At 36.8% G+C, this 25,396-nt stretch carries 21 protein-coding genes; 13 read left to right on the top strand and 8 right to left on the bottom strand.

What is annotated here, in order from left to right:
* Window positions 1-3: 3 nt before the first annotated feature.
* The 7 genes from EKM05_RS05135 (at window position 4) to EKM05_RS05105 (ending at window position 8,298) form a co-directional block, all read left to right on the top strand.
* Window positions 4-723 carry a geranylgeranylglyceryl/heptaprenylglyceryl phosphate synthase gene (locus EKM05_RS05135; RefSeq protein ID WP_126553936.1) on the top strand — a complete coding sequence of 240 codons (720 nt, stop codon included), beginning with the start codon at window positions 4-6 and terminating at the stop codon, window positions 721-723.
* Window positions 723-1,352, top strand: coding sequence for a nicotinamide riboside transporter PnuC (gene pnuC / locus EKM05_RS05130; RefSeq protein ID WP_126553934.1), 630 nt, complete (start codon window positions 723-725; stop codon window positions 1,350-1,352). The genes EKM05_RS05135 and pnuC overlap by 1 nt, the downstream gene beginning before the upstream one ends.
* Window positions 1,307-3,427 (top strand): DUF4301 family protein, encoded by a 2,121-nt coding sequence (locus EKM05_RS05125; protein WP_126553932.1) that lies wholly within the window; start codon window positions 1,307-1,309, stop codon window positions 3,425-3,427. Before pnuC ends, EKM05_RS05125 begins: the two co-directional genes overlap by 46 nt.
* 13 nt (window positions 3,428-3,440) lie before the next feature.
* Entirely contained in the window at window positions 3,441-3,845 is a 405-nt protein-coding gene (gene arfB / locus EKM05_RS05120; protein ID WP_126457557.1) for an alternative ribosome rescue aminoacyl-tRNA hydrolase ArfB, read from the top strand.
* Between the two features lie 314 nt (window positions 3,846-4,159).
* Complete coding sequence (locus EKM05_RS05115; RefSeq protein ID WP_233590878.1) at window positions 4,160-6,250, top strand: TonB-dependent receptor; 2,091 nt, start codon at window positions 4,160-4,162, stop codon at window positions 6,248-6,250.
* Window positions 6,251-6,459: 209 nt separating this feature from the next.
* Window positions 6,460-7,176, top strand: coding sequence for a DsbA family protein (locus EKM05_RS05110; protein ID WP_126455170.1), 717 nt, complete (start codon window positions 6,460-6,462; stop codon window positions 7,174-7,176).
* 138 nt (window positions 7,177-7,314) lie between these two features.
* On the top strand, window positions 7,315-8,298 hold the full coding sequence (locus tag EKM05_RS05105; protein ID WP_126457551.1) for a Gfo/Idh/MocA family protein: 984 nt from the start codon (window positions 7,315-7,317) through the stop codon (window positions 8,296-8,298).
* A gap of 81 nt (window positions 8,299-8,379) precedes the next feature.
* On the opposite strand, the gene EKM05_RS05100 is transcribed toward EKM05_RS05105, so the two are convergent.
* Entirely contained in the window at window positions 8,380-9,051 is a 672-nt protein-coding gene (locus tag EKM05_RS05100) for a hypothetical protein (RefSeq protein WP_126553928.1), read from the bottom strand.
* A gap of 390 nt (window positions 9,052-9,441) precedes the next feature.
* Here EKM05_RS05100 and EKM05_RS05095 point away from each other — a divergent pair, with 390 nt between their 5' ends.
* Window positions 9,442-10,716, top strand: coding sequence for a Y-family DNA polymerase (locus EKM05_RS05095; protein ID WP_126553926.1), 1,275 nt, complete (start codon window positions 9,442-9,444; stop codon window positions 10,714-10,716).
* Entirely contained in the window at window positions 10,707-11,147 is a 441-nt protein-coding gene (locus tag EKM05_RS05090) for a LexA family transcriptional regulator (RefSeq protein ID WP_126553924.1), read from the top strand. Before EKM05_RS05095 ends, EKM05_RS05090 begins: the two co-directional genes overlap by 10 nt.
* 108 nt (window positions 11,148-11,255) lie before the next feature.
* On the opposite strand, the gene EKM05_RS05085 is transcribed toward EKM05_RS05090, so the two are convergent.
* The 4 genes from EKM05_RS05085 to EKM05_RS05070 form a co-directional block, all read right to left on the bottom strand.
* On the bottom strand, window positions 11,256-14,432 hold the full coding sequence (locus EKM05_RS05085) for an efflux RND transporter permease subunit (protein WP_126553922.1): 3,177 nt from the start codon (window positions 14,430-14,432) through the stop codon (window positions 11,256-11,258).
* Window positions 14,433-14,508: 76 nt separating this feature from the next.
* The gene (locus EKM05_RS05080; RefSeq protein WP_126553920.1) at window positions 14,509-15,576 is read right to left on the bottom strand and encodes an efflux RND transporter periplasmic adaptor subunit; all 1,068 of its coding nucleotides are present in this window, start codon (window positions 15,574-15,576) and stop codon (window positions 14,509-14,511) included.
* A 5-nt stretch (window positions 15,577-15,581) separates the two neighbouring features.
* Window positions 15,582-16,946 carry a TolC family protein gene (locus tag EKM05_RS05075; RefSeq protein WP_126553917.1) on the bottom strand — a complete coding sequence of 455 codons (1,365 nt, stop codon included), beginning with the start codon at window positions 16,944-16,946 and terminating at the stop codon, window positions 15,582-15,584.
* Window positions 16,943-17,542, bottom strand: a complete 600-nt coding sequence (locus EKM05_RS05070; protein ID WP_126553915.1) for a TetR/AcrR family transcriptional regulator — start codon at window positions 17,540-17,542, stop codon at window positions 16,943-16,945. Before EKM05_RS05070 ends, EKM05_RS05075 begins: the two co-directional genes overlap by 4 nt.
* Window positions 17,543-17,743: 201 nt before the next feature.
* On the opposite strand from EKM05_RS05070, the gene EKM05_RS05065 reads away from it, so the two are divergent.
* Both EKM05_RS05065 and EKM05_RS05060 read left to right on the top strand, forming a co-directional pair.
* Window positions 17,744-18,718, top strand: a complete 975-nt coding sequence (locus EKM05_RS05065; protein ID WP_126553913.1) for a polyprenyl synthetase family protein — start codon at window positions 17,744-17,746, stop codon at window positions 18,716-18,718.
* A 127-nt stretch (window positions 18,719-18,845) separates the two neighbouring features.
* Window positions 18,846-19,196 (top strand): hypothetical protein, encoded by a 351-nt coding sequence (locus tag EKM05_RS05060; RefSeq protein ID WP_126457543.1) that lies wholly within the window; start codon window positions 18,846-18,848, stop codon window positions 19,194-19,196.
* Here the strand turns inward: EKM05_RS05060 and EKM05_RS14485 are convergent, their stop codons facing one another.
* The 3 genes from EKM05_RS14485 to EKM05_RS05050 are packed head-to-tail and all read right to left on the bottom strand — an operon-like array spanning window position 19,197 to window position 21,079.
* Window positions 19,197-19,643 (bottom strand): alkaline phosphatase D family protein, encoded by a 447-nt coding sequence (locus EKM05_RS14485; protein ID WP_233590882.1) that lies wholly within the window; start codon window positions 19,641-19,643, stop codon window positions 19,197-19,199.
* A gap of 23 nt (window positions 19,644-19,666) precedes the next feature.
* On the bottom strand, window positions 19,667-20,527 hold the full coding sequence (locus EKM05_RS14480; protein WP_199749576.1) for a hypothetical protein: 861 nt from the start codon (window positions 20,525-20,527) through the stop codon (window positions 19,667-19,669).
* Window positions 20,528-20,536: 9 nt separating this feature from the next.
* Window positions 20,537-21,079 (bottom strand): hypothetical protein, encoded by a 543-nt coding sequence (locus EKM05_RS05050; protein WP_126457541.1) that lies wholly within the window; start codon window positions 21,077-21,079, stop codon window positions 20,537-20,539.
* A gap of 120 nt (window positions 21,080-21,199) precedes the next feature.
* Between EKM05_RS05050 and EKM05_RS05045 the strand changes: the two genes are divergently transcribed.
* Complete coding sequence (locus tag EKM05_RS05045) at window positions 21,200-23,974, top strand: 2-oxoglutarate dehydrogenase E1 component (protein WP_126553911.1); 2,775 nt, start codon at window positions 21,200-21,202, stop codon at window positions 23,972-23,974.
* Window positions 23,975-24,133: 159 nt separating this feature from the next.
* Complete coding sequence (gene odhB, locus EKM05_RS05040; RefSeq protein WP_126553909.1) at window positions 24,134-25,360, top strand: 2-oxoglutarate dehydrogenase complex dihydrolipoyllysine-residue succinyltransferase; 1,227 nt, start codon at window positions 24,134-24,136, stop codon at window positions 25,358-25,360.
* Window positions 25,361-25,396 lie beyond the last annotated feature (36 nt).

Raw genomic sequence — 25,396 nt, 5'->3', positions numbered from 1 at the left:
AAAATGACAAACATTTATAACGAAATCATCCAATCTAAAGTCGAATGTCAAAAGCTCCTGGCGATTCTTCTGGATCCTGATAAAATAGTTTTGGAAAATTTACCTAGTTTAATTTCAAAAATCAATCAATCACCCGCAACACATATTTTCATTGGCGGAAGCCAGGTTGAAAACAACATTTTAGACGAATTAATTATAGAAATAAAAAAAAGCAGCACATTGCCTATCGTTTTATTTCCTGGAAACCCATCTCAGATTTCAGATAAAGCCGATGCAATTTTATTTTTGTCTTTAATTTCTGGTCGCAATCCTGATTTTTTAATCGAACACCAAGTAAAAGTGGCACCCATTTTAAAACAAACCCAACTCGAGATCATTTCTACCGGTTATATTTTGATTGAAAGCGGCACTGAAACCGCAGTAGAACGCATTAGTAAAACAAAGCCTTTAGATAGAAATAATCTGGATTTAGCATTGGCTACGGCACTAGCGGGAGAAATGTTAGGTAATAAACTGATTTATCTCGAAGCGGGAAGTGGCGCTAAACAAGCTGTTCCGTTAGAAATGATTGCATTAGTTACGCAAAATATTGAAATTCCGTTACTTGTTGGTGGTGGTATTGTAGATTTGCAGGGAATTCAAAACGCGTATGCTGCCGGAGCCGATCTAGTAATTATAGGAACCGCTTTTGAAAAGGATATTAATTTTTTTAACCTTAATTAATGATAGACTATTTTTTTTCGCAGTACAGCGAGTATTCAACATTAGATATTATCTTGGAAATTATAGCTGTCATTTTTGGACTATGGAGTGTTTGGTACGCCAAAAAAGACAATATTCTGGTTTTTCCAACCGGATTAGTGAGTACGTCCATATTTGTGTATTTGCTCTGGAAATGGACCTTGTGGGGTGACATGATGATTAATGGCTATTATTTTGTAATGAGTATTTATGGCTGGTACCATTGGACCCGCAAAAAAGACGATACGGAAGAATTCCCAATTTCAAAAATTTCAAGTTCTGAAAAACGAATTGCGATAATTCTTTTTATATTTACGGTCGCTTTTGTGGTTTCAGTATACCACTATTTTGGTAAATTTACCACTTGGTATGCCTATGTAGATACATTTATTACAGGGATTTTCTTTGTGGGAATGTGGCTCATGGCCAAAAGGAAAGTCGAGAATTGGGTGTTTTGGATTATTGGAGATGTAATTTCCATTCCGTTGTATTTTGCCAAAGGCTATACCTTTACCAGTTTTCAATACATAGTATTTACAATAGTTGCCATTTTTGGCTATTTAGAATGGAAGAAAATCTCAGACAGCTCTCAAACGGAGTTACAAAAATAATTAAAATAGCTTTATTTGGTCCTGAAAGCACTGGCAAAACTACCTTGGCCAGACAGCTTGCGGACTATTATAAAACGGAATGGGTTCCGGAGTTTGCACGTGATTACCTGCAAGAAAAGTGGGATTCAAGTCAGCAAATATGTACCGTTGATGATATGCTGCCCATTGCTTACGGTCAAGCTAAATTAGAAAATGAACGAACGCTGATTGCCAATAAATATCTTTTTTGTGATACGAATTTAATGGTGACCAAAGTTTTTTCGGAGGTGTATTACAACTACTGTGATCCTTTGTTGCATGAAGCAGCTCGCGCACATGAATACGATTTGTTTTTTCTGACAGATATTGATGTACCCTGGGAAAAAGATGATTTGCGAGACAAAGCAGAAGGAAGAGAATCTGTTTTTGCCGTGTTTAAACAATCTTTAATCGATAATAATAAACCATTTATAACCCTTTCCGGAGACCAGGATTTGCGTCTCAAAAAGGCAATTGCAAGTGTTGATGACTTAACTTTAGCAAGGGAACTCGGGTTTTCCTCGGATGATTTTCTGTATATTCAGGAGTATGGAATCTCAATGAAAGACATTCAAAAGCAATTGAATTTTTTTAAAAACGGTATCCCCAAAGCAGATTTGGTTCGTCCGGCAACAGTGTCTAATGGTATTTTAAAGCTATCTGAAAAAGATTTTCAAGAAAAATCCCTTTTTTTTGATACCCATAAATCAAATTTAAAATTACAGAAATTTGTGCCTGCTTCCGGAGCAGCCAGCAGAATGTTTAAGTTTTTGGCGGAATTTATAAATGAATTTGATGTTGAAAATGAATCAATTAATTCCTATATCAACCGAAAAAAAGCAAATAAACTTGCTGTTTTTATCGTGGGAATGGAAAAACTTCCCTTTTTTGAAGCAATCGATAAACGACTCAGAGCCGAGTATGCCGCTTTTGATACTTTAGATCCAAGTTTGAAAAATTATTATTTTATAAAATTCATTTTATCATCTGATTATTTTGACTTTGCAAATCAACCAAAAGGGACTCTTCCTTTTCATAAATACAAAACCCATATTGCAACTCCTGTGGAAGAGCATTTACAGGAATGTACGCATTATACGAGCACTAATAACTGTTCTTATTTGCATTTTACAGTGTCAGAATCCCATCAAAAAAAGTTTGAAAGCCGCATTGATGCAATTAAATCTAAAATTGAAAAGCAATCGGGTGTAACAATACAGGTTAGTTTTTCCTATCAAAGCAAGCGGACTGACACACTTGCGGTTACTATGAAAAACAAGCCGTTCCGAGATGAAAAGGGACAATTAGTTTTCAGGCCCGGAGGACACGGTGCTTTGATTGCCAATTTGAATGATTTAGAGGCTGATATAGTATTTATCAAAAACATTGACAATGTAATTCAAAACAATTTAGAGAAAATTTCTTTGTACAAAAAAGTGTTGGCGGGTATTTTGCTGGCAATACAGCAGCAGGTTTTCAGGTATTTAAACGCCTTGGATACTGTGGCAATTGAGTCCGCGTTTGTAGATGAAATTATTCTTTTTTTGAAGGAAAAATTGAATACTACAATGAAGGACGGTTCTCATACGGACAGTCTGGACAATAAAGTCAAGGAAATAAAAGCGATTTTAAACAGGCCGATTCGCGTATGCGGAATGGTAAAAAACGAGGGTGAACCCGGAGGAGGGCCGTTTTGGGTCCGGGATCATCAAGGAGGAATTTCATTGCAAATCGTAGAAGGTTTCCAAGTCGATTTGGCAAACGACAATCAAAAGGCAATTCTGGATGCTGCTACCCATTTTAATCCGGTTGATTTAGTCTGTAGCCTAAAAAATTATAAAAAAGAGAAATTTGATCTCACTCAGTTTGTGGATTATAGTAGTGGTTTTATTGTGGAAAAAAATGTAGCGGGCAAAAACATCAAAGGGTATGAATTGCCTGGTTTATGGAACGGCGCAATGGCTAAATGGCTGACTGTGTTTGTTGAGGTGCCTTTGATTACTTTTAATCCGGTCAAAACGGTGAATGATTTGTTGAAGCCGGCACATCAGTTCTAAAATTTATGCATCAATGGAAATAGAAAAAATCGTATCCGAATTAAGTTTTAAAGCAGTCCGCAGCAGTGGAGCCGGCGGTCAGAACGTAAATAAAGTATCCTCTAAAGTGGTGTTGACTTTTGATCTGCACCATTCTCTGGCTTTAACGGACGAAGAAAAACTTTTGATTGCAACTAAATTATCGTCCAGACTTACCACTGATGCTGTTTTAATTTTAAATTGTGAGGAAGACCGAAGTCAATTTAGAAACAAAGAACTCGTAATCAAACGATTTTTGGAATTAATAAAAAATGCATTGCTTGTTCCAAAAGAAAGAAAACCCACCAGAATCCCTAAATCAGTCATTAGAAAAAGAATAAAGGATAAAAAGACTATTTCTGAAGTCAAGAAAAACAGGAGAAAACCAAATTTAGAATAAGATTTTATTTTTTATTTTCTAAAATTCTAAATTTCGAACAAAAAAAACTACTTTTGCGCTGTCTCAAAGGGGTGCTCTAAATAACGAGCTGAGATCATACCCAACGAACCTGGGCGAGTAATGTCGCTAAGGGAAAAAATGACAAAGAAAATAGCGTGCACACTATCTATTTGTCATAGGAAACAATCATTTATTAATTTAACAAAAGGAATAATTCCCCCTTTTATTCGTAATCTTATTTACGGATGAATACTATTTTAGTCTCAAAGTCTCAAAGTCTTAAAGTTTCAAAGTCCAAGAATCTGACATATTTTATGTCTTCTGTCTTTCTCTTTACATCATTTATCTCTTTTTCTCAAGTTAAAGACACTACGAAAGTAAACCAACTTGATGAAGTCTTGGTTTCGGCGGTGCGGGTCACTACTAAAACGCCGGTAAGTTTCAGTAATTTGGACAAAAAGGAAATCAAATTCCGAAACTTAGGACAGGATATTCCTATTTTAATGAATTATTTGCCGTCAGTTGTGACGACTTCTGATGCGGGAAATGGAGTAGGGTATGCCGGAATTCGCGTACGTGGTAGCGATGCAACAAGAGTGAATGTCACTATCAACGGAATTCCTTACAATGATTCTGAAAGTCAGGGAACCTTTTGGGTAAATATGCCAGATTTTGCTTCATCATTAGAAAGTTTGCAATTGCAACGTGGCGTAGGAACGTCTACGAATGGAGCGGGTGCTTTTGGGGCGAGCTTAAACATGTTGACGGACAATTTTGCCAAAGAAAGCTCTGGTGAAATATCGAACTCTGTGGGTAGTTTCAATACCAGAAAACACACCGTAAAATTCAGTACGGGTTTGATGAACGACCATTTTGAAATCGCAGGAAGGTTATCAGCCATCAAGTCTGACGGGTTTGTAGATCGTGGCGCTTCTGATTTGAAATCCTATTTTCTACAGGGAACGTATGTCGGCAAAACGACTTTGATAAAAGCATTGGCTTTTGGAGGTACCGAAAAAACGTACCAGTCTTGGAACGGAATAGATGCAGAAACGCTGCAGAATGACCGAACGTTTAATTCATCAGGTGCTTTTACGGACGAGCAAGGAAATGCTCGTTTTTATGATAATGAAACGGATAATTACCAGCAAGATCACTCTCAATTGCATTGGAACGAAAAAATATCTGAAAACTGGAGTACTAATTTTGCTTTGCATTACACCAAAGGAAAAGGATTCTATGAAAATTATAAAGAAGATGCTAAATTTTCCAGCTATAACTTGACGCCAATTACTATTGGAGGAACAACAATAAATAGAACGGATTTAGTGCGTCAAAAATGGTTGGATAATGATTTTTACGGTACTACTTTTTCTGCTAATTATAAAGAGGAAAAACTGGATGTAATTTTTGGTGGTGGATGGAATAAGTATGAAGGCGACCATTTTGGAAAAGTGATCTGGGCACGAAATGCTTCACAGAGTGAGTTAGGAGATCGCTATTACGATGATTATGCCAATAAAACGGACGGGAATATTTTTGCGAAAGCCAATTACCAAATCACAGAACAGCTAAGTTTATTTGGAGATTTGCAATATCGTTCAGTGAATTACAAGGCTAATGGTGTTCAACCAACACTTGTGGATGATACGTTTAATTTCTTTAACCCTAAAACGGGATTGACCTATACGATCAATTCCGGAAATTCCGTGTATTTGTCTTATGCCAGAGCCAATCGCGAACCGAATAGGAGTGATTATGAAGGCGGAAACGTAAAGCCAGAGAAACTAAATGACTTTGAATTGGGGTGGAGATATGTTGCGGAAAAAGTACAATTTAACTCGAATGTGTATTATATGGCCTATAAAGACCAATTGATTTTGACAGGGAGTTTAGACGATGTAGGTGCTCCGATACGCTCCAACAGCGAAAAGAGTTACCGTTTAGGACTGGAAATAGATGCTACAATAGCGTTGACAGACCAATTGATTATTCGTCCTAATTTTACCTTGAGTGCCAATAAAAATATTGATTTAGCTGTTGAAGGTCAAAATTACGGAACTACTGAAATCGCATATTCACCAGCAATAATTGCGGGAAATATTCTGGTCTACACACCAGTGGAGAATCTTCATATTTCGTTGTTGCAAAAATTCGTTGGGGAACAATACATGAACAACATTGAATTACCGGCTGCAAAGTTGGCGGATTATTTTGTGAATGATTTGAATGTGGCGTACACCTTTAAACCCAAATCAATTTTTAAAGAAATAATTGTAACAGGTCTTGTAAACAATTTTTTAGATAAAAAATACGTTTCTAACGGATACATGTATGACATCTATCCGTATTATTATCCACAAGCAGGAATTAATTTCTTAGCGGGATTAACGTTGAAGTTTTAGTATAATGATTATAGTTGACAAAAAACCATCACGAGCAATTTTGATGGTTTTTTTGGTTCTATTATAAAGGATTACTTTTCTGATTTTCTGATTCAAATAAATATTTACTATTCCAGTATCTATAATTAAACACTAAAACCCCAAAAGCTCAAAACTGAATTGATTAATTTTGTATTATAAAATTAATTTTTGAATTTAATTAAAGGAAAATGGGAAATACATTAAAAATACAAATCTGGTCGGATATCATGTGTCCGTTTTGTTATATTGGAAAAAGAAGAATAGAAGGTGCTTTACAGAATTTTGAGCATAAAGATGCAGTTGAAATTGAATGGAAAAGTTTTCAGTTAGACGCCGGCTTTGTTGCTTCTCCAGAGGATGATATGGTTGAGCATTTGGCCGAAAAATATAGAAAAGATAAAGATTGGGCACAAGAGATGCTGAATAATATGACTGAAAATGCTAAAAATGCAGGATTGGATTTCAATTTTGAAAAAGCGGTTATGGCCAATTCGCTGCATGCACATCGCTTGTTGCATTTGGCTAAAAAATATGATTTGGCAAATGACTTAGAAGAATTACTGTTCAAAGCCTATTTAACGGATGGTAAGAATATTAATGATTTGGATACATTGAAAGCGTTAGGACTGGAAGTAGGACTGAATGGCGAAGCTATTGATGAAGTGCTAAATTCTGATGCGTACGCAAATGAAGTGCAGCAGGATATAAATGAGGCGCAATCTGTCGGGGTTCAAGGAGTTCCTTTTTTTGTTTTCGATAATAAATATGCAGTTTCGGGTGCGCAACATGTGGAAACCTTTGTGAAAACACTTGAAAAAGTATGGGAGGAAGGCAAATTTGATTCGAAAGTCACGGTATTGAATACCACCGATGGAGACAGTTGTGGAATTGATGGTTGTGAGTAAAACGAGAATTTCAAACGATAAGCAATTAAGTTCCATCCAGCGTTGTATCTACAAGAAGCATAATTTCTTTCTGGTTAACTATTACGCAAAACAGTCGCAGTAGCGCACAATCGTCTGAGGCAATGAAAAATTATCATTATGAGTGAACCTACAAAAGTAATCCGCTGGGGAATATTAGGCTGTGGCGATGTTACCGAACTGAAAAGTGGTCCTGCGTACCAGAAAACGGATGGTTTTCAAGTGGTAGCAGTAATGCGAAGAGATGCGGTTAAGGCTGCGGATTATGCTAAAAGACACGGAATCAGCAAATATTACACAAATGCCGATGATTTGATTAATGATCCTGAGATTGATGCGATTTATATTGCCACGCCTCCGGATGTGCATAAATTGTATGGACTCATGGTGGCTGCAGCCGGTAAAATATGTTGTATCGAAAAACCTTTGTCTCCAAATTATCAAGACAGTCTCTCGATTTGTACTGCTTTCGCAGCAAAAAAAATTCCGTTGTTTGTAGCCTATTATCGCCGAACATTACCTCGTTTTGAACAAATAAAAGCGTGGCTTGATACCAATAGCATTGGTGACATCAGACACATAAGATGGCATTTGAGTAAACCTGCAAGTTCTACGGATTTATCAGGCGAATACAATTGGCGAACTGATGCGTTGATTGCTGCAGGCGGTTATTTTGATGATTTAGCAAGTCACGGCCTGGATTTATTCACGCATTTACTGGGAAATATAAAAGAAGTTTCGGGGCTTAGTATTAATCAACAGGGATTGTACGCTGCTAAAGATGCCGCGACTGCCTGTTGGTTGCATGAATCTGGAATTACAGGTACCGGAAGCTGGAATTTTGGGTGCTATGAACGGGAAGATAAAGTGGTCATTTATGGAAGCAAAGGAAAAATAACGTTTTCTGTATTTGAAAACGATCCTGTAGTGCTTTCGAACGCACAAGGACAAACAGAAGTACTCATTGACCATCCTGAAAATATTCAGTTGTATCATGTACAGCAAATGCGAGAGGACCTTCTTGGCCACAGTACACACCCTTCTACAGGTTTGACAGCAACGCATACGAGTTGGGTTATGGACCAAATTATGGGGAATTTGTAGTGTTTTCAATTGTTCAAACAAAAATCCCGTTGATACGAATACCAACGGGATTTTTCAAACAAACCATTTATAACTAACAAACTATCTTCTATTGATTACGATGGCTACGCGACCGGTTCCTTTCGTTTTTTCAATTTTTGCTTTGGGGCCATTTGTTCTGTAATAGTAAGAGTCGTCGTCCTCTGAGTTTTGGTTGCCACCAAAATCATTGTCGTAATCACGATCATTTCTGTTTTGACCGTATTGGTAACTTCTACCACCTTTTACAGCGCCAACAGTTTCAACAATCTGGCCATGACGGTTGTAGATTATTTCTAAACCTCCTACGCGTTCCAATGCAAATCGGTTGTAGGTCATATACACGGAACCCACTCGTTTGATGCGGTCATTTGAATCATAGTTGATAAACACATTTCCTACTTGTCTTACTCTCCCCATATTATCGTGTGCTACTTTTACCCCATAATTCCCGTTTCGCACATTGCCTGGCACACCAAATGTTTTGTTTACCCCATTTTTTCGGCTTGACTTATAATAGATATCCCGTCCAATTGTAGGACGTGTATTAAAATCTAATTGTCCGTCAGGGAAAATAAAAAACTCAATTCCTCTTTCTGTGAACACAATTGGGTCGGCATCTCTAAAATCTACTGGAGATCTTCTTTCTACAGAAAAATCGATTTTTTCTGTGGCATTCGCTATACTACCTCCCAATATGAAGATACTAGCTACTAAAAAGGTAATTTTTTTCATGATACAGTTCTTTTGAATTTTGCCTACTCTTGAGCTTTTCGGCTTTCGCTTTTTGTGTTATTTGATAAGGGATATTCAAGGAGCATGCCAAAATTTTTAATCAAGGGGTTGTGTCTTTAAAGTACGGCCTGATTTTGTAGACTTAATACACTTAAAATCAGTACTTTAATTTGAGTGAAGGACAAAAAATAATTTTATTGAAAAGCAATTATTATGATTTTTTTTCATAAAATTACTGTACCTGTTGATGTTTTTCATAAAAGAAGAATGCCAGTAAAGGAGCATTAGCTACTTTTAAATCCTTTTCACTACAAAAACTACTTATCAACAGTGCTTAAAATTAACTGTTGTTACGAACTCGCTTCAACTGATATTGAGTAATTTTGCAACATGTATGCTTTAGTTGATTGTAACAATTTTTACGCTTCCTGCGAACGTGTTTTTCAGCCGAAATTCAACGGAAAGCCGGTTGCAATATTATCAAATAACGACGGTTGCGTGATTTCCAGAAGCAATGAAGCAAAAGCGGCCGGGATTCTTATGGGTGCGCCGGCATTTCAGATTAAGGAATTGGTAAAAGAGAAAAATATAACATTATTTTCATCCAATTATGCACTGTATGGAGACTTGAGCAATCGGGTGATGGCTATTTTAGGGCAGTTTACACCAAATCTAGAAATTTACAGCATTGATGAAGCCTTCCTGAATTTTGATGGTTTGACGATTTCCGATTATCATGAGTATGGAATCCAAATGAAAACCCGGATACGAAAATGGGTAGGGATTCCGGTTTGCATTGGCTTTGCCGAAACCAAAGCATTGTCTAAAGTAGCCAATAAAATTGCCAAGAAATTCCAAGACAGAACGCAAGGCGTTTACGTTATTGATACGGAAGAAAAACGAATCAAAGCCTTGAAATGGATAAAGATTGAAGATGTCTGGGGCATTGGTTACCGGATGAATAAAAAGATGAAAGCTAAAAATATTGTGACCGCTCTGGATTTTACGGCACCACAACACGAAGCTTGGATCAAAAAAGAAATGGGTGTGATTGGGATGCGTTTAAAATATGAACTCGAAGGAAAATCAGTATTGGATTTAGAGCCCATTGTTGACCAAAAGAAAAGTATTGCTACGACCAGAAGTTTCCCAAAACAAATTGCTGATTTTGATTTGCTGCGCGAACGTGTAGCAACTTTTGCCGCGGTTTGTGCAGAGAAATTACGCAAACAAAATTCCTGCTGTCATACCATTATTGTAATGTTAGTGGTGGATAAACATACGGTACAAACCTCAAAATATTATTTTAATATGGCGATTACATTGCCGTATGCGTCAAATTCTACATTGACAATTTCTAATGTTGCTATCGCAATGTTGAAGAAACTGCACCAAGGAAATGAACATTTGAAATTCAAGAAAGCGGGCGTGATCGTCACGGAATTGATTGATCAAAACAAGAAACAATTGCAGCTGTTTGACGAAGAAAACCCAAAACATTTGCTGCTGATGAAAGTGATGGATGGTCTCAATAACAAAATTGGAGACAAGAAAGTAAAGTTGGCTACCCAAAATTTAAGTCTGACCTGGAACATGAATCAGAACCATTTGTCACCCGGATACACCACTAATTTTAAAGACATACTCGAAATCAAATGCCAATAAATAACGGACAAAAACTAATGTTCTTTCTGCCTGATTTTGAAAGTGAATTGCGAATTCCTTTCATAAACGAAGGGGTTTCGGCGGGATTTCCATCACCGGCCGCAGATTTTATGGAAATGAGCATTGATTTGAACAAGCAATTGAGTGAAAGCCCATTAGCTACTTTTTACATCAGAGTCAAAGGAAATTCTATGATTGATGCTGGAATCAATGATAAAGATGTTCTTGTTGTGGATAGAAGCTTGGAGCCACAGAACAATAAAATTGCAATTTGCTTTATCGATGGAGAATTTACGGTGAAACGCATACAACTGGAGAAAGACTGTTTGTATCTGATGCCTGAAAATCCCAATTATGCTCCGATAAAAGTCACGGAAGAAAATCAATTAATCATCTGGGGAATTGTGACCTATGTGATTAAGAAGGTGTAAAAGCCAGTTGTTGCTATTGTTAAAATTGAATTCTTAATGGATTTTTAGCCATAAAAAAACCTGTTCAAACTAATGAACAGGTTTTATCTTTTATAATAAATTCAGATTTTAAACGGTATGTTTTGGATTAAATCCATCTTCACTTAGTTCTTTATGCTCATAATCGGCAACCATTTCAGCTTCATAATCAACTTTTTCTCCTTTCGAAAGTCTACTGATGGCTTTTTCCATAATTTGGTAAATTACCGGAACTACTACTAAAGTCAAGAATAATGAGGAAATTAATCCCCCAATAATTACCCAAGCCAAACCGTTTTTCCATTCCGCTCCAGCTCCACTTGCCAGTGCAATTGGTACCATACCAAATACCATCGCGATAGTGGTCATCAAAATTGGACGAAGACGCGCATGATTTGCTTGGATTAATGCTGTTCTGACCGTTTCGCCAGCTTTACGCCTTTGATTGGTATAATCTACAAGCATAATCGCATTTTTACACACCAGACCAATAAGCATGATGATACCTAAAATGGTAAATATATTCAGTGTATTATTGGTTAAAGCCAAAGCCAACATTGCACCAATAAAGGAAAGCGGGATGGCAAACAATACCACAAATGGATGTACAAAACTGTCGTATAACGAAACCATTACCAGGTAAACCAAGACAATCGCAGCTAATAGCGCAATTCCTAATGTACCAAAACCTTCGGACTGGTTTTCCTGATCACCACCCCAAATATAATTTACACCGGTTGGTTTTTTTAATTTTTCAATTTTTTCTTGCCATTGTGTTACAATAGTTCCTGAAGCCACACCCACATTTTGGCCTTTTACAGTTACCGATGCTGATTTGTCTCTTCGTTCTAATTCACTTGGACCGGAACCTTCGGTTACGGTTGCAAATTGATTCAGTTTTATTTGTTGACCACTATCGTTTATGAAAATTAAGTTTCTGACATCTGCGATACTTTTTCTGTCGAATGCATTGTATTTAATGTTGATGTCATATTCGTATTCACCAGCTCTAAATCTACCATCAGTATTTCCGCTAAAAGCAGTTTGCATGGTCATACCTACTGTTTGCAAACTCAATCCTAAAGCGGCCATTTTATCTCTATCGACTTTTACGTTTACTTCTGGATTTCCATCTTCTACAGACAATTCGATTTCTGTTGCTCCAGGAATGGTACGTAATTCTTTTTCTGCTGCTTTTGCAAATTGCATGGCGCTTTCTACATTTGGCCCCGTTACAATTAATCCTAAAGTAGCATCTTCTGCAGTTCCTAAAATACCAACTGGAACTGTTTTTACTTTGGCACCAACTAGTATTTTTTCTAATTTGCGTTTGGTTTTTGCAGCATACACATTTGCAGGTTCATTACGTTTGTCTAATCCAACCATTTTTACGTTTATCTCCGATTTGTAAGCAGTGGCTTGCGAAGCACCAAGACCTTCACTGGTTTGACCAATCGTTGTAATTTGACTAAAAACATACTCTTCTTTCTGCAAGAATGCTTCTGCTTTTTGCGTCATGAAATTGGTTTGCTCTAATGAAGCATCTTTTGGCATTTCTATCTGAACTAAAAACTCACCACTATCAGACGCGGCAAAGAATTCCCCACCAATAAATCCACCGCCAAATAAACTAATCATCGATCCAAAAAAGAGTACTAAAACGATAGCTAGTGTTTTAAAATAATGATCCAAACACCATTCCAATAATCTGGAGACCCAATTTGTAAATCGTGTTAAATAGCTTTCAAATCCAAGGATGATTCTTCCAAAAAGATTTTTACCTTGAATGTGTTCTAATTTCCCGTATCTTGAAGATAACCATGGAATGATTGTAAATGAAGCGACTAATGACAGCAATGTTGAGATAATAACAGTTACACAGAATTGTGTAATAATGTTAGAAACCAATCCGGTACTCATTGCAATTGGTAGAAACACTACTACAATTACTAAAGTAATCGATACAACAGTTCCACCAATTTCTGCAGTTCCATCATAAGCAGCTCGAACTTTATTTTTACCCATTTCCATGTGCCTGTAAATATTCTCGAGAACCACAATGGCATCATCCACAAGAATACCCACCACAAGAGAAAGTCCTAATAAACTCATTAAGTTTAAGGTATACCCCATCAAATAAATTCCAATGAACGTAGCAATTAACGAAGCAGGAATAGAAACCATTACAATCAATGAGTTTCTAATGCTGTGCAAGAAAAACAACATTACAAGAGCCACTAAAAGTACCGCAATTAGTAAATCATGCACAACAGCATCGGCAGCTTCTAATGTGAAAATAGTACTGTCTTTTGCTATTTCAAGTTTTAATCCGTTTGCTTTATAATCCGTTTCCAGTTTAGCAATTGTTTTAACTAACTCTTCACTTACCGCAACCGCATTGGCATCCGATTGTTTGATGATTTGTAAAATAATAGCACTTTTTTGATTGACACGCGCTATTTTTTCAGGAATTTTTTGAGTATCCTGAACATCAGCAATAGCGTCTAAACGAACTTGTATTCCGTTTTTAGAAGATACAATTAAGTTTCTTAATTCATCAACAGTTTTATATTTTCCGGCTAAACGGATTAGTATTTTTTGCTCACGAGTTTGAATGTTTCCTGTTGGAAAATCCAAATTAGAAGATAAAATAGTTTGTTGCACTTGCGGAATCGAAAGTCCGTAGGCTTGCATTTTTACCGCATCAAGATTTACTTGAATTTCTCTTTCTTGTCCGCCAATAATATTTACTTGTGCTACACCTTCTACTCGAGAAATAACGGGTGCTAATTTTTTATCAATTAAGTCGTAAAAAGCAACTTCATCCATTTTTCCGTTGGCACCAATAGTCATAATTGGTAAATCGCTTAAAGAAAATTTAGTCAATGAAGGCGTTTCAACATCATCAGGCAAATCACTAAGAATAGCATTTATTTTACGCTGCGCATCGTTCATGGAAATATTAACATCAGCCGAAGACGTTAATGTAATGGACACTGTTGATAAACTTTCGTAGGACTTCGAGTCTATTTTTTTAATATTTTCTAAGGATGCAATGGCATCTTCAATTTTTTTGGTAACCGTATTTTCTACCTCACTTGGTGATGCACCCGGATAAATAGTGGCAACAGTAATTACATTGGTTTCGAATTTTGGAATCAATTCGTAACCCAATTGGCTGTAACTGAACAGTCCACCAAGTGTTAGAATCGTAAACAATACAATTACTAACGAAGGACGTTTTATGGATATTTCTGCTAATTTCATATATTTATATTTTTAGGTCTTAACGTATAAGGTCATGCCGTTTTCTGCTTTTGACCTTTGGCTTTACAACTTTCGACTATTTAATGACATCCACTTTAGATCCGTCCTGAAGGTTGATTTGACCTGTGACAATTACAGTTTCGCCATTTGAGAGTCCGTTTAGAATTTCTACTTTGTCCCCAAGAATTCTTCCAGCTGTAACTGTTTTCAATTTGGCAGTTCCGCTTTCAATTACAAAAACCTGATTGGTGCTTACACCTCCTACAAAAGCATCTCTAGGAACAATCATCAACGATTGTTTTTGTTGTTTCGATGCAAATTCAGCGGTTCCGTACATACCCGCTTTTAAACCGTTGGAAGCGTTGTTTGTAATTTCAATCTCGATGGGGAAATTTAAAATTTCGTCCGCTTTTGAGGCGATAAAAGTGATTTTCCCTGAGAAAATTTGGTCTGGATAAACGCTTGCTACAACTTTTGTGACGGTACCTACTTTTAAACTGGCCACTTGGCTTTCGTTAACGTTAACTTTTAGTTTTAGTTTGGAAACATTTACAATATCAAACAATTCCGTAGCAGGTGTAGCAGAAATGATTGATCCAACCTCGATGTATTTCTTATTGATAAACCCACTAATTGGCGCTTTGATTCTTGTATCTCCAACATTGATATTTGCTTGTGTTAACTGGAATTTAGCATTTACCATTGCTAGTTTTACCTGATCTACTTGTTGTTTAGTTACGCCGCCTGTTTTGTATGCATTTTCAAATCGGGTGTAATCAGCCACCGCATTTTGATACACCGCATTAGCGTTTTGGGCATTTACGTTTATAACATCGCTTCGTACAATGGCAAGTGTTTGTCCTACTGAAACATAATCGCCTTCTTTTACAAGTATCTTTGTTATTTTGCCTGATTTTTCAGCAGAAAATTTTAATTCTTGTACGGGTTCAAAATTTCCATTGGATGAGAAATCTAATGAAACAGCTTCGGTTTTTACGGTATCAACTCTAACAGAAACGGAGGCGTTTTTCTCCGCAACAATAGTTGTTTTGGCTTCGTTTTCTTTTTTATTATTGGTTAATACGTAGGCAATTAGTCCTAAGGATGCTACAATTACTACTACTGTTATTATTATTTTTTTCATTTTGATTATTTATTGGTTAGTGTTTTTAATTCCCCTTTGGATTTGACTAATTGTATTTCTGCCAGTTTGTACTCTAATATAGCTGATGTGTAGTTGTTTTGAGCTTCGGTCAATGAGTTTTCAGCATCCAGTAAATCAGTCAGTGTGGATAATCCTTGTATATAGTTGTTTCGGGTGTTATTTAAAACCTCTTTGGCTAATTGGGCATTTTCTTTCTGATTGTTGATTGTGGTTAAGCTGTTGTCAATTTGCGTTTTTGCATTGGCAAAAGCCAGGTCAAGTGACAACTTGGTATCAACCAACTCTTCGTGGATAGTTCGTAGGTCAACATCGGCTTGTCTCACTTTTGCACGAGTGCCAAATCCAGTAAATATCGGTACTTTCAAATTCAAGCCAATCGAAGAGAAATCAGACCAGTACACTCCTTTAGAAGGTTTTCCGCCCAAAGGCATTACAGGACCCTGACCAATATAATTGTACCCGGCATTCAGTGATAATGTTGGGTAATAAGCAGCTTCAATAGCCTTTTTTTGATAAAATAATAGTTGTTCTTGTTTTTTCAAAAGCAAGTATTCCGTTCTGTTTGCCGTATTTGGAATTTCAGACAATGCTTGTGGCCCTACTTCAAAGGCAGTTTGTGGAATCTCGATTTGGGTTTCTATGGGCATTCCCATATAAAATTTCAAGGTATTTTCTTGTATTTGTACGGCATTCAGTACCTGTTGACGTTGTGTATTGATGTTTGAAATTTTTACTATAATTCGATCCAAATCAATTTTCTTGGCTAGACCATTGTCATATTGTCCTTTGATGATGTTTCTTACTTTGGTGGTATTTCTTAAAGTGCTGTCAATCACCGTTAGTTTTTGTCGCTGCACATAGACTTGGTAATAATTATTGGCCACACGCTCAATTACTTGCTCTTCTGTTAGTTGATTGTTGATCTGGTAAAATTCTCTGGTAGATTTTGCTGCTTTTAGGCCGGTAAAAACAGTTTGGTCAAAGATAGCCTGTGTCAGAGAAACTCCGGCAGTAGAAATCCATGGTTGGCCAAAAGCGGCTTGGATGGTAGTTCCCGGAGCGCCAAATCCTGCTCCGTCAATAACGGTTGTTTGTATTACAGGATTGTACGTCAAATTGCCATTAGCTGAAATTTGAGGCAAAGCTCTGGAGCGTATTTCCTGAATTTGGTATTCACTGTTCTCTACTTGTAATTTTGCTTTTTTGGCATCTGCTTTGTTTTCTAGAGCATAGTTGACGGCTTCTTTTAGCGTAAGTGTTTGTACGGGACTTGTACCTGGGTTGCCTGAGTTTTGTGATTGAGCCGAAATACCAAAGGTCAGGATGGCTAGTAAAATTATAGTTTTCATTTTGTAGTATAGTTAAGTAAATGTTTTTCAAGTTCAGTTATCCCGCTGGGAGTTGCCATAGCTCTGGTATGGTATTCTAAAATCTCAAGTTCTATCTTTTGAGCTTCTTTTTCGGAACTGGTACAGCCCTTTATACTGAAAATTAAATAATAATAAAATCGCGTGTAACTTTCAATATTTATATTGTCGCGGTAAAAACCTTGTTCGATTCCTTTTTTTATGTTTTGTTCAAAAGTGGTGTTGCATTCATTGATTTCTCTTGTCATCACTTTCTCATAAATTTCAGGATAATGTTTTTTTAATTGGTAAATGGGGGAGTCGTCTGAGGATTGAAACATTTCTTTAAACATTTTTCGTATTTCAAAATTTTCTGCGATAGCATTATAATTCTGGGCAATAATACGGTCAATAATTTGATGGATTTGTTTGTGAATTGCAGTGGTGCTTTCCTCAATAAGTAATTCTTTATTGCAGAAATATTTATAAATCGTTTTTTTAGAAATACACATTTCTCCTGCAATATCATCCATGGTGATGCTCTTAAAACCTAGTTTTAAAAACATCTCGCTTGCTTTAGTTATAATTTTTTCTTTCATTTTTAAGGCTGAAATGGTTTCAGTATTTTTTAATTAAATTCAAATTTATTGATTTGAACGATTAATTTCGAGTGCGAATATAAGACGGAAACTTTAAACACCAAAATAGTTTCCAATGTATTTTGGTTTATTTAACATTTGAAGGTAAAACGATGTTTGTAATACAATTTGAATAGAGTAAATTAGCCAAAAATTTATTTTATGCATTCCATTTATCAATATCAGGGGTTTCTTTCGGAGTATTTGCAGGCACAATATGAAACCAAAGAACCAAGAAATTTGTACGAGCCCATCCGGTATATTTTAGACCTTGGCGGAAAAAGAATTCGTCCGGTACTGACCTTAATGAGTGCCGAAATTTTTGATGCGCCGTATCAAAAAGCATTGCCTGCCGCATTAGCCGTTGAAGTTTTTCATAACTTTTCGTTGGTTCACGATGATATTATGGATGATGCGCCACTACGAAGAGGAAAAGCAACGGTTCATGAGAAATGGAATATAAACACCGGAATTTTATCTGGGGATGCGATGCTGATTTTAGCCTATCAATATTTTGAACAATATGAGCCCGTTATTTTTCGGGATTTGGCCAAGTTGTTCAGCAAAACAGCGCTTGAAGTTTGCGAAGGGCAGCAATGGGATGTCGATTTTGAAGAACGCAATGATGTTACCATTCCGGAATACCTGATGATGATTCAATACAAAACGGCTGTTTTGGTAGCAGCAGCCATGAAAATGGGAGCGATTATTGCAGGAACTACCGAGGAAAACGCAAATCTGGTGTATGATTTCGGCCTCAATTTAGGCTTGGCTTTTCAATTACAGGATGATTTCTTGGATGCTTTTGGGGATCCAGAAACCTTTGGAAAACAAGTAGGCGGTGATATTATAGAAAATAAAAAAACGTATTTGTATCTAAAAGCAGTAGCTTTTTCAAAAGAAGAGGAAGCTAAAGAATTGCGGTATTTGTTTTCTGTTCAGCCGGAAAATAGTACGGATAAAATAGAGACGGTGAAAGCACTTTTTAATAGTTCTGGTGCGGCTACGGCAACACAGGAAGCAATACAAGATTTTACTTTTAAGGCGTTTCAGACCTTGGATAAAATGAATATTAGCGCCGATAAAAAAGCAATGTTGAAATCTTTTGGGGAGAATTTAATGGGCAGAAAAGTGTAATTCAATTTCAATAATCAATTTCAACATTGACTTTGAAAGTTTATATTTATAATTTAACAAGAAGTATAGTGTATAATAATAACAATATTGAAAATTGACATTCATATTGCCATTGATATTTAAAGATATGTTTATAGTTCCAAAAAATACCGATTTACTACTTGCTGAAGCCGCGGGTGAAAACTTATATTTGAAATTAATCGAACAAATGAATAAGGATTTCAATCTCGCTAACGAAGCAATTGATTTTCCGTTGGGTATTTCTCCCAGTGAATTGAAGTTGCAGCTTCACGAAAAAATATATCGACTTATTCAATACAAATTTGCTGAATACCTCAATTTATTATACATAATTGATGTTTCCGAAGAAGAAATAAAAAAACTAGACGGATCTGATTTAGTAGTTCTGGCAGAACAAGTCGCTTTTTTGATCCTAAAAAGAGAATGGCAAAAAGTGTGGTTCCGGAATAAGTATTAGTTATTGTAAGTCTTTTTTTAAGATTGTTTTATTCCATAATTCAGTTCCCGCAGTATCAAAAACAGTTAGTTTTATTTGGCGGTTTTCCTTTGAACCCAAGAATGAAATCATACCAAAATTATGTTGCGTAATCAAACTGCCTTTGGATCTGTAAATATTGTTTTCCTTTAATGCCCCTTCAGCGGCAACACCGGAAGTTAGCGGTGAAACGGTCCAGTCAAATAAAGAGTAGGCATTCTCGCGGGAAACTTCGGAAAATTCAGTAAAATGCCTATCACCGCTTAGGAATAAAACGCCCTTAATTTTATTATCAAGAATTTCTTTTAGCAATTTTTCTTTCTCTTTGGGGTAGTTGCTGTAGTTTTCCTTTTCCGCTACGGAATTTAATACTTGTACGCCCATTACAATTATTTTAAAACTGGCTTTAGAGGAACTTAGTGCGTTAATCAGCCATTCTAATTGGGTATTTCCTAAAACCGTTCTTTCGCCCGTAATTCTGTTATTTGGGGTCTTGAAAACCGATCGTCCAATAAAAAAAACTGTGCATCACTCCAGCTAAAGGTAGAATAAATACCCTCGTTTTGTTCAGCATTCATACCGTAGCTTTTATTTGCCCAGAAATCTTTAAACGCTTTTTGAGTTAGAAATTTGTTATAAAAACTGCCATCGCTATCATCCGGACCAAAATCATGGTCATCCCAAATGGCAAAATTTTGAGTTTTTGCCAGCAAAGGCTGAATTTCTTTTACCGACCTTGAATGCGTATACCGATGATAAATCCCGGTTTTACTATCCCAGTCCGCTTCTCTGAGATAAATATTGTCACCACTCCATATCATGATTTCTGGATTTTTTTTGGCAATACTTTCAAAAATGCCATACTCACTTCCGTAGGCTTTTCCTGGTCTGTCCAGCGGAGTTTCATTAAAATAGGAACAACTTCCAATGGCTACTGTGAAATCAGGAGCATCTTCGCGCCATTCCCAAAGTTTCTTTGATGAAAAAGAAGTCTCGTAGGGCAAGATGATTTTTTTGTCATTTATGAAAACAGCATACGTATATTTTTTTCCGGGTTCTAATTGATCTAAAATAATATGATGCGTGAAGCCAACTTCTTTTGAAGATGAATACACGTCGGAGTAGAATATATTAGTAGGATTGTCAAGGGCAAAATAAGCTATTTTCACCGAAGCTTTTTTGTTGGTTTGCAACCAAATCATCGCTTCGGTCATTTCGCAATACCCCACCATGGGCCCAGATTGTAAAATATTGTTTTGAGCAAAACTGTAACTTATAAATAAAATACAGCATAATTGAAAAGTTTTTTTCATCGCAGATAATTAAAAATACACTCTAATAAAAGGCATAAAGGCACTGCCGTAAATGTTGTTTTTGTCAGTCAAAACATTATATCGCCCACCAATAGTGGCGTTTCCAGATCTGTAACCAAGGCCGATGAATAAACCTGTATTCCAGTAGTTTTGAGAATTGCTATTGGATCCATCCAGATTTACATTGACTCTTAATTGTTCCAGTTCCGTCGAAAGTTGGATTTCGGGGATTGGATTAAATAATCCTATAACACTACCGCCATACAAATGAGAAGCAAAAAAATCGCGTTGCTTCAAATATTTATACTGCACTCCCAGTCCCAAAGCCACATATTCATTAAAATTATAAATGGCACTTGGCGCTAACGAAATGTCCGTGTAGCCGGAACCAAAGCCTAAACCCAGTCCACCTCCAAATTGTACATTTCTCCAAAACTGGTTTGGCATAGTGGTATACATTGTATTTTGTTGTGCAAACAGAGCACTTGCAAAAAACAAGGCAATAAGTACTAAAAACGATTTGGTAACCTCGAAAAAGCGCTTTTTTGCCATAAGTTTCTAGATTTTTAACAATTTAAGATGTAAAAGTATCTTAAAATAAATTATAAATTTATTGTATTATTGTACTTTTGCCAAACTATTTTAATCAAAAAGGTATATTCACTAAATATTATGGATAGGTTTTCATTTTTAAACGCAGCACATACAGAATTTTTCGCTCAATTATACGATCAATATATAGAAAATCCAGACAGCGTTGAGCCTAGTTGGAGAAGTTTCTTTCAAGGTTTTGACTTTGGGATGAGTTCTTACGGCGAGGATCATAAAGTCGAGCAAATTGCAAATTTTGCGGCTAATAATACAGATATTAGCTTGGTTTCTGACAAGCTTCAAAAGGAGTTCAATGTATTAAAATTAATAGATGGATACCGTTCTCGCGGTCATTTGTTTACTAAAACAAATCCGGTTCGAGAAAGACGAGTATCATCACCAACTCTAGAAATCACAAATTTTGGACTTTCATCAGCAGACTTAAATACTGTTTTTGATGCAGCCAAGGTTATGGAAATACAGCCTTGTACGCTTCAGGAAATCATAACGCATCTTGATACAATATACTGCCAGCACATCGGGGTGGAATATATGTATATCCGTAAACCGGAAGTAGTGGAGTGGATTCAGAAAAAATTAGGCTACAATGACAATCAGCCTAAATTTTCATTGGACGAAAAAAAATCCATTCTTAATAAATTAAACCAAGCCGTTTCTTTTGAGAATTTTTTGCACACTAAATATGTAGGTCAAAAACGCTTTTCTCTAGAAGGTGGGGAATCAATTATTCCTGCATTAGATGCTTTAATCGAGAAAGCAGCTGAAAAAGGAGTTGAGCAATTTGTTATGGGAATGGCACATCGTGGTCGTTTGAATGTGTTGGCAAATATTTTTGGCAAATCGACCCAAGACATCTTTGGAGAGTTTGACGGTAAAGATTACGATCAAGAATATTTTGACGGCGATGTAAAATACCATTTAGGACTTACAGCGGATAAAGTGACCAGTACCGGTAAAAAAATTAATATCAATTTAGCTCCTAATCCGTCGCACCTTGAAACAGTAGGTGCAGTAATCGAAGGAATCACAAGAGCCAAACAAGATAAATATTTCCCTAACGATTTCTCAAAAGTATTGCCAATCGCCGTTCACGGAGATGCTGCAATTGCGGGTCAGGGAATTTTGTATGAAATTGTGCAAATGGCACAATTGGATGGTTATAAAACAGGAGGAACTATACATATTGTCATCAATAATCAAGTCGGTTTTACAACCAATTATCTGGATGCTCGTTCCTCTACCTATTGTACTGATGTTGCTAAAGTTACCCTTTCGCCCGTTTTGCATGTCAATGCAGATGATGCTGAAGCAGTAGTTCACGCGATGTCCTTTGCATTGGACTTCAGAATGGAATTTGGTAGGGATGTGTTTATTGATTTATTGGGATATAGAAAATATGGACATAATGAAGGCGATGAGCCTCGTTTTACCCAACCCGTATTGTACAAAATCATTGCAAAGCATAAAAACCCAAGAGACATCTACATGGAGAAATTGCTTGCCGAAGGAGTTGTTGACAGTACTTTTGTAAAAGGATTAGAAAAAGAATACAAATCAAATCTAGAGGTGAATTTAGAAGCCTCCCGTAAAAAAGATTTGACTATTATAACGCCATTCATGAAAAACGAATGGAAAGGTTTTGAACAGGTTTCGGATGTTGAAATGCTCAAAAAAGTAGACACTACTTTTCCAGTAGCCGGACTTACTGAGGTTGCAAACGTAATTTGTAACTTACCTGCAGACAAAAAATTTATCAGCAAAATACAAAAACTTGTCAACGATAGAAAAACAATGTTTTTTGAAACAAACAAGCTGGATTGGGCCATGGCAGAGCACTTAGCCTATGGGTCACTTTTAAAAGAAGGATATGATGTTCGTATTTCGGGGCAAGATGTAGAGCGAGGCACGTTCTCTCACCGTCATGCCGTTGTAAAAGTAGAGGATTCAGAAGAAGAAGTGATTTTGTTGAGTACTTTAGAAGGAGCAACAGGGAAATTCAATATCTTCAATTCGCTGTTGTCTGAATATGCTGTTTTAGGGTTTGATTATGGGTACGCTTTAGCCAACCCAAATACATTAACCATCTGGGAAGCACAGTTTGGTGATTTTAGTAACGGTGCCCAAATTATAATTGATCAGTATATTTCTTGTGGCGAAGATAAATGGAACAATCAAAACGGAATTGTTTTATTATTGCCGCACGGATACGAAGGACAAGGAGCGGAGCATTCATCAGCCAGAATGGAGCGATACTTACAACTTTGTGCCAGACACAATATGTATGTGGCAGATTGTACTACACCAGCCAACTTCTTTCACTTATTGAGAAGACAAATGAAAACAACGTTTCGTAAACCACTTGTTGTGTTTACGCCTAAAAGTTTGTTGCGGGATACAAGGGTAGTATCTACCGTTGAAGAATTTGCAACAGGGAGTTTTCAAGAAACATTTGATGATGAAACAGTGAATAAAGCGCATGTGAAAACGCTGGTTTTCTGTACCGGAAAATTCTATTATGACATTACTGCCGAAAGAAAAATTCTGGACAGAAATGATGTGGCTGTAGTTAGAATCGAGCAATTGTTCCCATTACCGGTAGAACAATTAAAAGCCATTATCGCTAAATACCCTAATGCAGATGATTATGTTTGGGCACAAGAAGAACCAAAAAACATGGGAGCTTACAGCTTTATGCTAATGAATTTTGATTTAGTAAAATGGAGATTGGCTTCACTAAAAGCGTATGCGGCACCGGCCTCAGGAAGTTATACAAGAGCAAAACGCCGTCAGGCTGATGCCTTGCGAATGGTTTTTGATAAAAATTTATACCGATAATAAGGAGCTATTTCCTGCTGTACGCTATATCTTTTCCTAGCTAAAGAAGCTAGAAAAAGGATGTCGCTGCCATCAGGGCTAAAAAACAATACATCTAACACACATAAGTTGTTCAAGAACAATTTAAAACTTAAAATTCATAATTTAAAATAATAGAACATGATTTTAGAAATGAAAGTCCCATCACCAGGGGAATCTATAAAGGAAGTTGAAATCGCAACTTGGTTGGTAAAAGACGGAGATTATGTAGAGAAAGACCAAGCCATTGCTGAGGTTGATTCTGATAAAGCAACATTAGAATTGCCAGCAGAAGCGAGCGGAATCATTACTTTGAAAGCGGAAGAAGGAGATGCAGTTGCAGTAGGAGCAGTAGTTTGTCACATTGATACGGACGGCGTAAAACCAGCAGGCGATGCGCCAGTTGCTGAAGCTACAAAAACAGTTGAAGCGCCAAAAGTGGAAACTAAAACAGAAGCACCAAAAGCCGCACCAGCAGCAGCAACTTACGCTTCAGGAACTCCATCTCCGGCAGCACGAAAAATATTAGACGAAAAAAATATAGCAACAACTTCAGTAACAGGAACTGGAAAAGACGGAAGAATCACTAAAGACGATGCCGTACATGCGGCGCCTTCAATGGGGACGCCTACCGGTGGATCTCGTGGATCCGAACGTTCAAAATTATCAATGTTGCGTCGTAAAGTGGCAGAACGATTAGTGGCTGCTAAAAACGAAACAGCCATGTTAACTACTTTTAATGAAGTAAACATGACGCCAATCAACTTGATTCGGAATGAATACAAAGACGCATTCAAAGCAAAACATGGCGGAATTGGTTTAGGGTACATGTCTTTTTTTACTAAAGCAGTGACCAGAGCATTAAAATTATTTCCAGATGTAAACTCAATGATGGATGGGGATCATAAGATCGCTTTCGATTTTTGCGACATTTCTATCGCAGTTTCAGGACCAAAAGGATTAATGGTTCCTGTAGTTCGTAATGCGGAGAACTTGACTTTCCGTGGAGTTGAAGCCGACATTAAAAGATTAGCCCTTAAAGCGCGTGACGGACAAATCACAGTGGATGATATGACTGGTGGAACGTTTACGATTACTAACGGTGGTGTTTTTGGAAGTATGTTGAGTACGCCAATTATCAATCCGCCACAGTCAGGAATTCTTGGAATGCACAACATTATCGAGCGCCCAATTGCCGTAAACGGAAAAGTAGAAATTCACCCAATGATGTATGTGGCGTTGTCTTATGACCATAGAATTATTGATGGTCGTGAGTCTGTTGGTTTCTTGGTGGCCGTAAAAGAAGCCTTAGAAAACCCAATGGAATTATTGTTAGAGAACAATCCTAAAAAAGCATTAGAATTGTAATTGAATTAATTCATAAAATAAAAAATCCGTTTAGTT

This window comes from Flavobacterium sp. GSP27 (genome assembly GCF_003970395.1).
GTDB lineage: Bacteria > Bacteroidota > Bacteroidia > Flavobacteriales > Flavobacteriaceae > Flavobacterium.
Note: the sequence above shows the minus strand (reverse complement) of the source record. Positions and strands in the feature narration are given on the sequence as shown.

What these genes read in the sequence shown, in the direction of transcription:
- EKM05_RS05045 (WP_126553911.1), top strand. Translation starts at nt 21,200, where the DNA reads ATGGATAGGTTTTCATTTTTAAACGCAGCACATACAGAATTTTTCGCT.
- EKM05_RS05085 (WP_126553922.1), bottom strand. Translation starts at nt 14,432, where the DNA reads ATGAAATTAGCAGAAATATCCATAAAACGTCCTTCGTTAGTAATTGTA.
- EKM05_RS05080 (WP_126553920.1), bottom strand. Translation starts at nt 15,576, where the DNA reads ATGAAAAAAATAATAATAACAGTAGTAGTAATTGTAGCATCCTTAGGA.
- EKM05_RS05070 (WP_126553915.1), bottom strand. Translation starts at nt 17,542, where the DNA reads ATGAAAGAAAAAATTATAACTAAAGCAAGCGAGATGTTTTTAAAACTA.
- EKM05_RS05125 (WP_126553932.1), top strand. Translation starts at nt 1,307, where the DNA reads ATGGAAGAAAATCTCAGACAGCTCTCAAACGGAGTTACAAAAATAATT.
- arfB (WP_126457557.1), top strand. Translation starts at nt 3,441, where the DNA reads ATGGAAATAGAAAAAATCGTATCCGAATTAAGTTTTAAAGCAGTCCGC.
- odhB (WP_126553909.1), top strand. Translation starts at nt 24,134, where the DNA reads ATGATTTTAGAAATGAAAGTCCCATCACCAGGGGAATCTATAAAGGAA.
- EKM05_RS05050 (WP_126457541.1), bottom strand. Translation starts at nt 21,079, where the DNA reads ATGGCAAAAAAGCGCTTTTTCGAGGTTACCAAATCGTTTTTAGTACTT.
- EKM05_RS05115 (WP_233590878.1), top strand. Translation starts at nt 4,160, where the DNA reads ATGTCTTCTGTCTTTCTCTTTACATCATTTATCTCTTTTTCTCAAGTT.
- EKM05_RS05095 (WP_126553926.1), top strand. Translation starts at nt 9,442, where the DNA reads ATGTATGCTTTAGTTGATTGTAACAATTTTTACGCTTCCTGCGAACGT.
- EKM05_RS05110 (WP_126455170.1), top strand. Translation starts at nt 6,460, where the DNA reads ATGGGAAATACATTAAAAATACAAATCTGGTCGGATATCATGTGTCCG.
- EKM05_RS05075 (WP_126553917.1), bottom strand. Translation starts at nt 16,946, where the DNA reads ATGAAAACTATAATTTTACTAGCCATCCTGACCTTTGGTATTTCGGCT.
- EKM05_RS05060 (WP_126457543.1), top strand. Translation starts at nt 18,846, where the DNA reads ATGTTTATAGTTCCAAAAAATACCGATTTACTACTTGCTGAAGCCGCG.
- pnuC (WP_126553934.1), top strand. Translation starts at nt 723, where the DNA reads ATGATAGACTATTTTTTTTCGCAGTACAGCGAGTATTCAACATTAGAT.
- EKM05_RS05090 (WP_126553924.1), top strand. Translation starts at nt 10,707, where the DNA reads ATGCCAATAAATAACGGACAAAAACTAATGTTCTTTCTGCCTGATTTT.
- EKM05_RS14480 (WP_199749576.1), bottom strand. Translation starts at nt 20,527, where the DNA reads ATGAAAAAAACTTTTCAATTATGCTGTATTTTATTTATAAGTTACAGT.
- EKM05_RS05065 (WP_126553913.1), top strand. Translation starts at nt 17,744, where the DNA reads ATGCATTCCATTTATCAATATCAGGGGTTTCTTTCGGAGTATTTGCAG.
- EKM05_RS05100 (WP_126553928.1), bottom strand. Translation starts at nt 9,051, where the DNA reads ATGAAAAAAATTACCTTTTTAGTAGCTAGTATCTTCATATTGGGAGGT.
- EKM05_RS05135 (WP_126553936.1), top strand. Translation starts at nt 4, where the DNA reads ATGACAAACATTTATAACGAAATCATCCAATCTAAAGTCGAATGTCAA.
- EKM05_RS05105 (WP_126457551.1), top strand. Translation starts at nt 7,315, where the DNA reads ATGAGTGAACCTACAAAAGTAATCCGCTGGGGAATATTAGGCTGTGGC.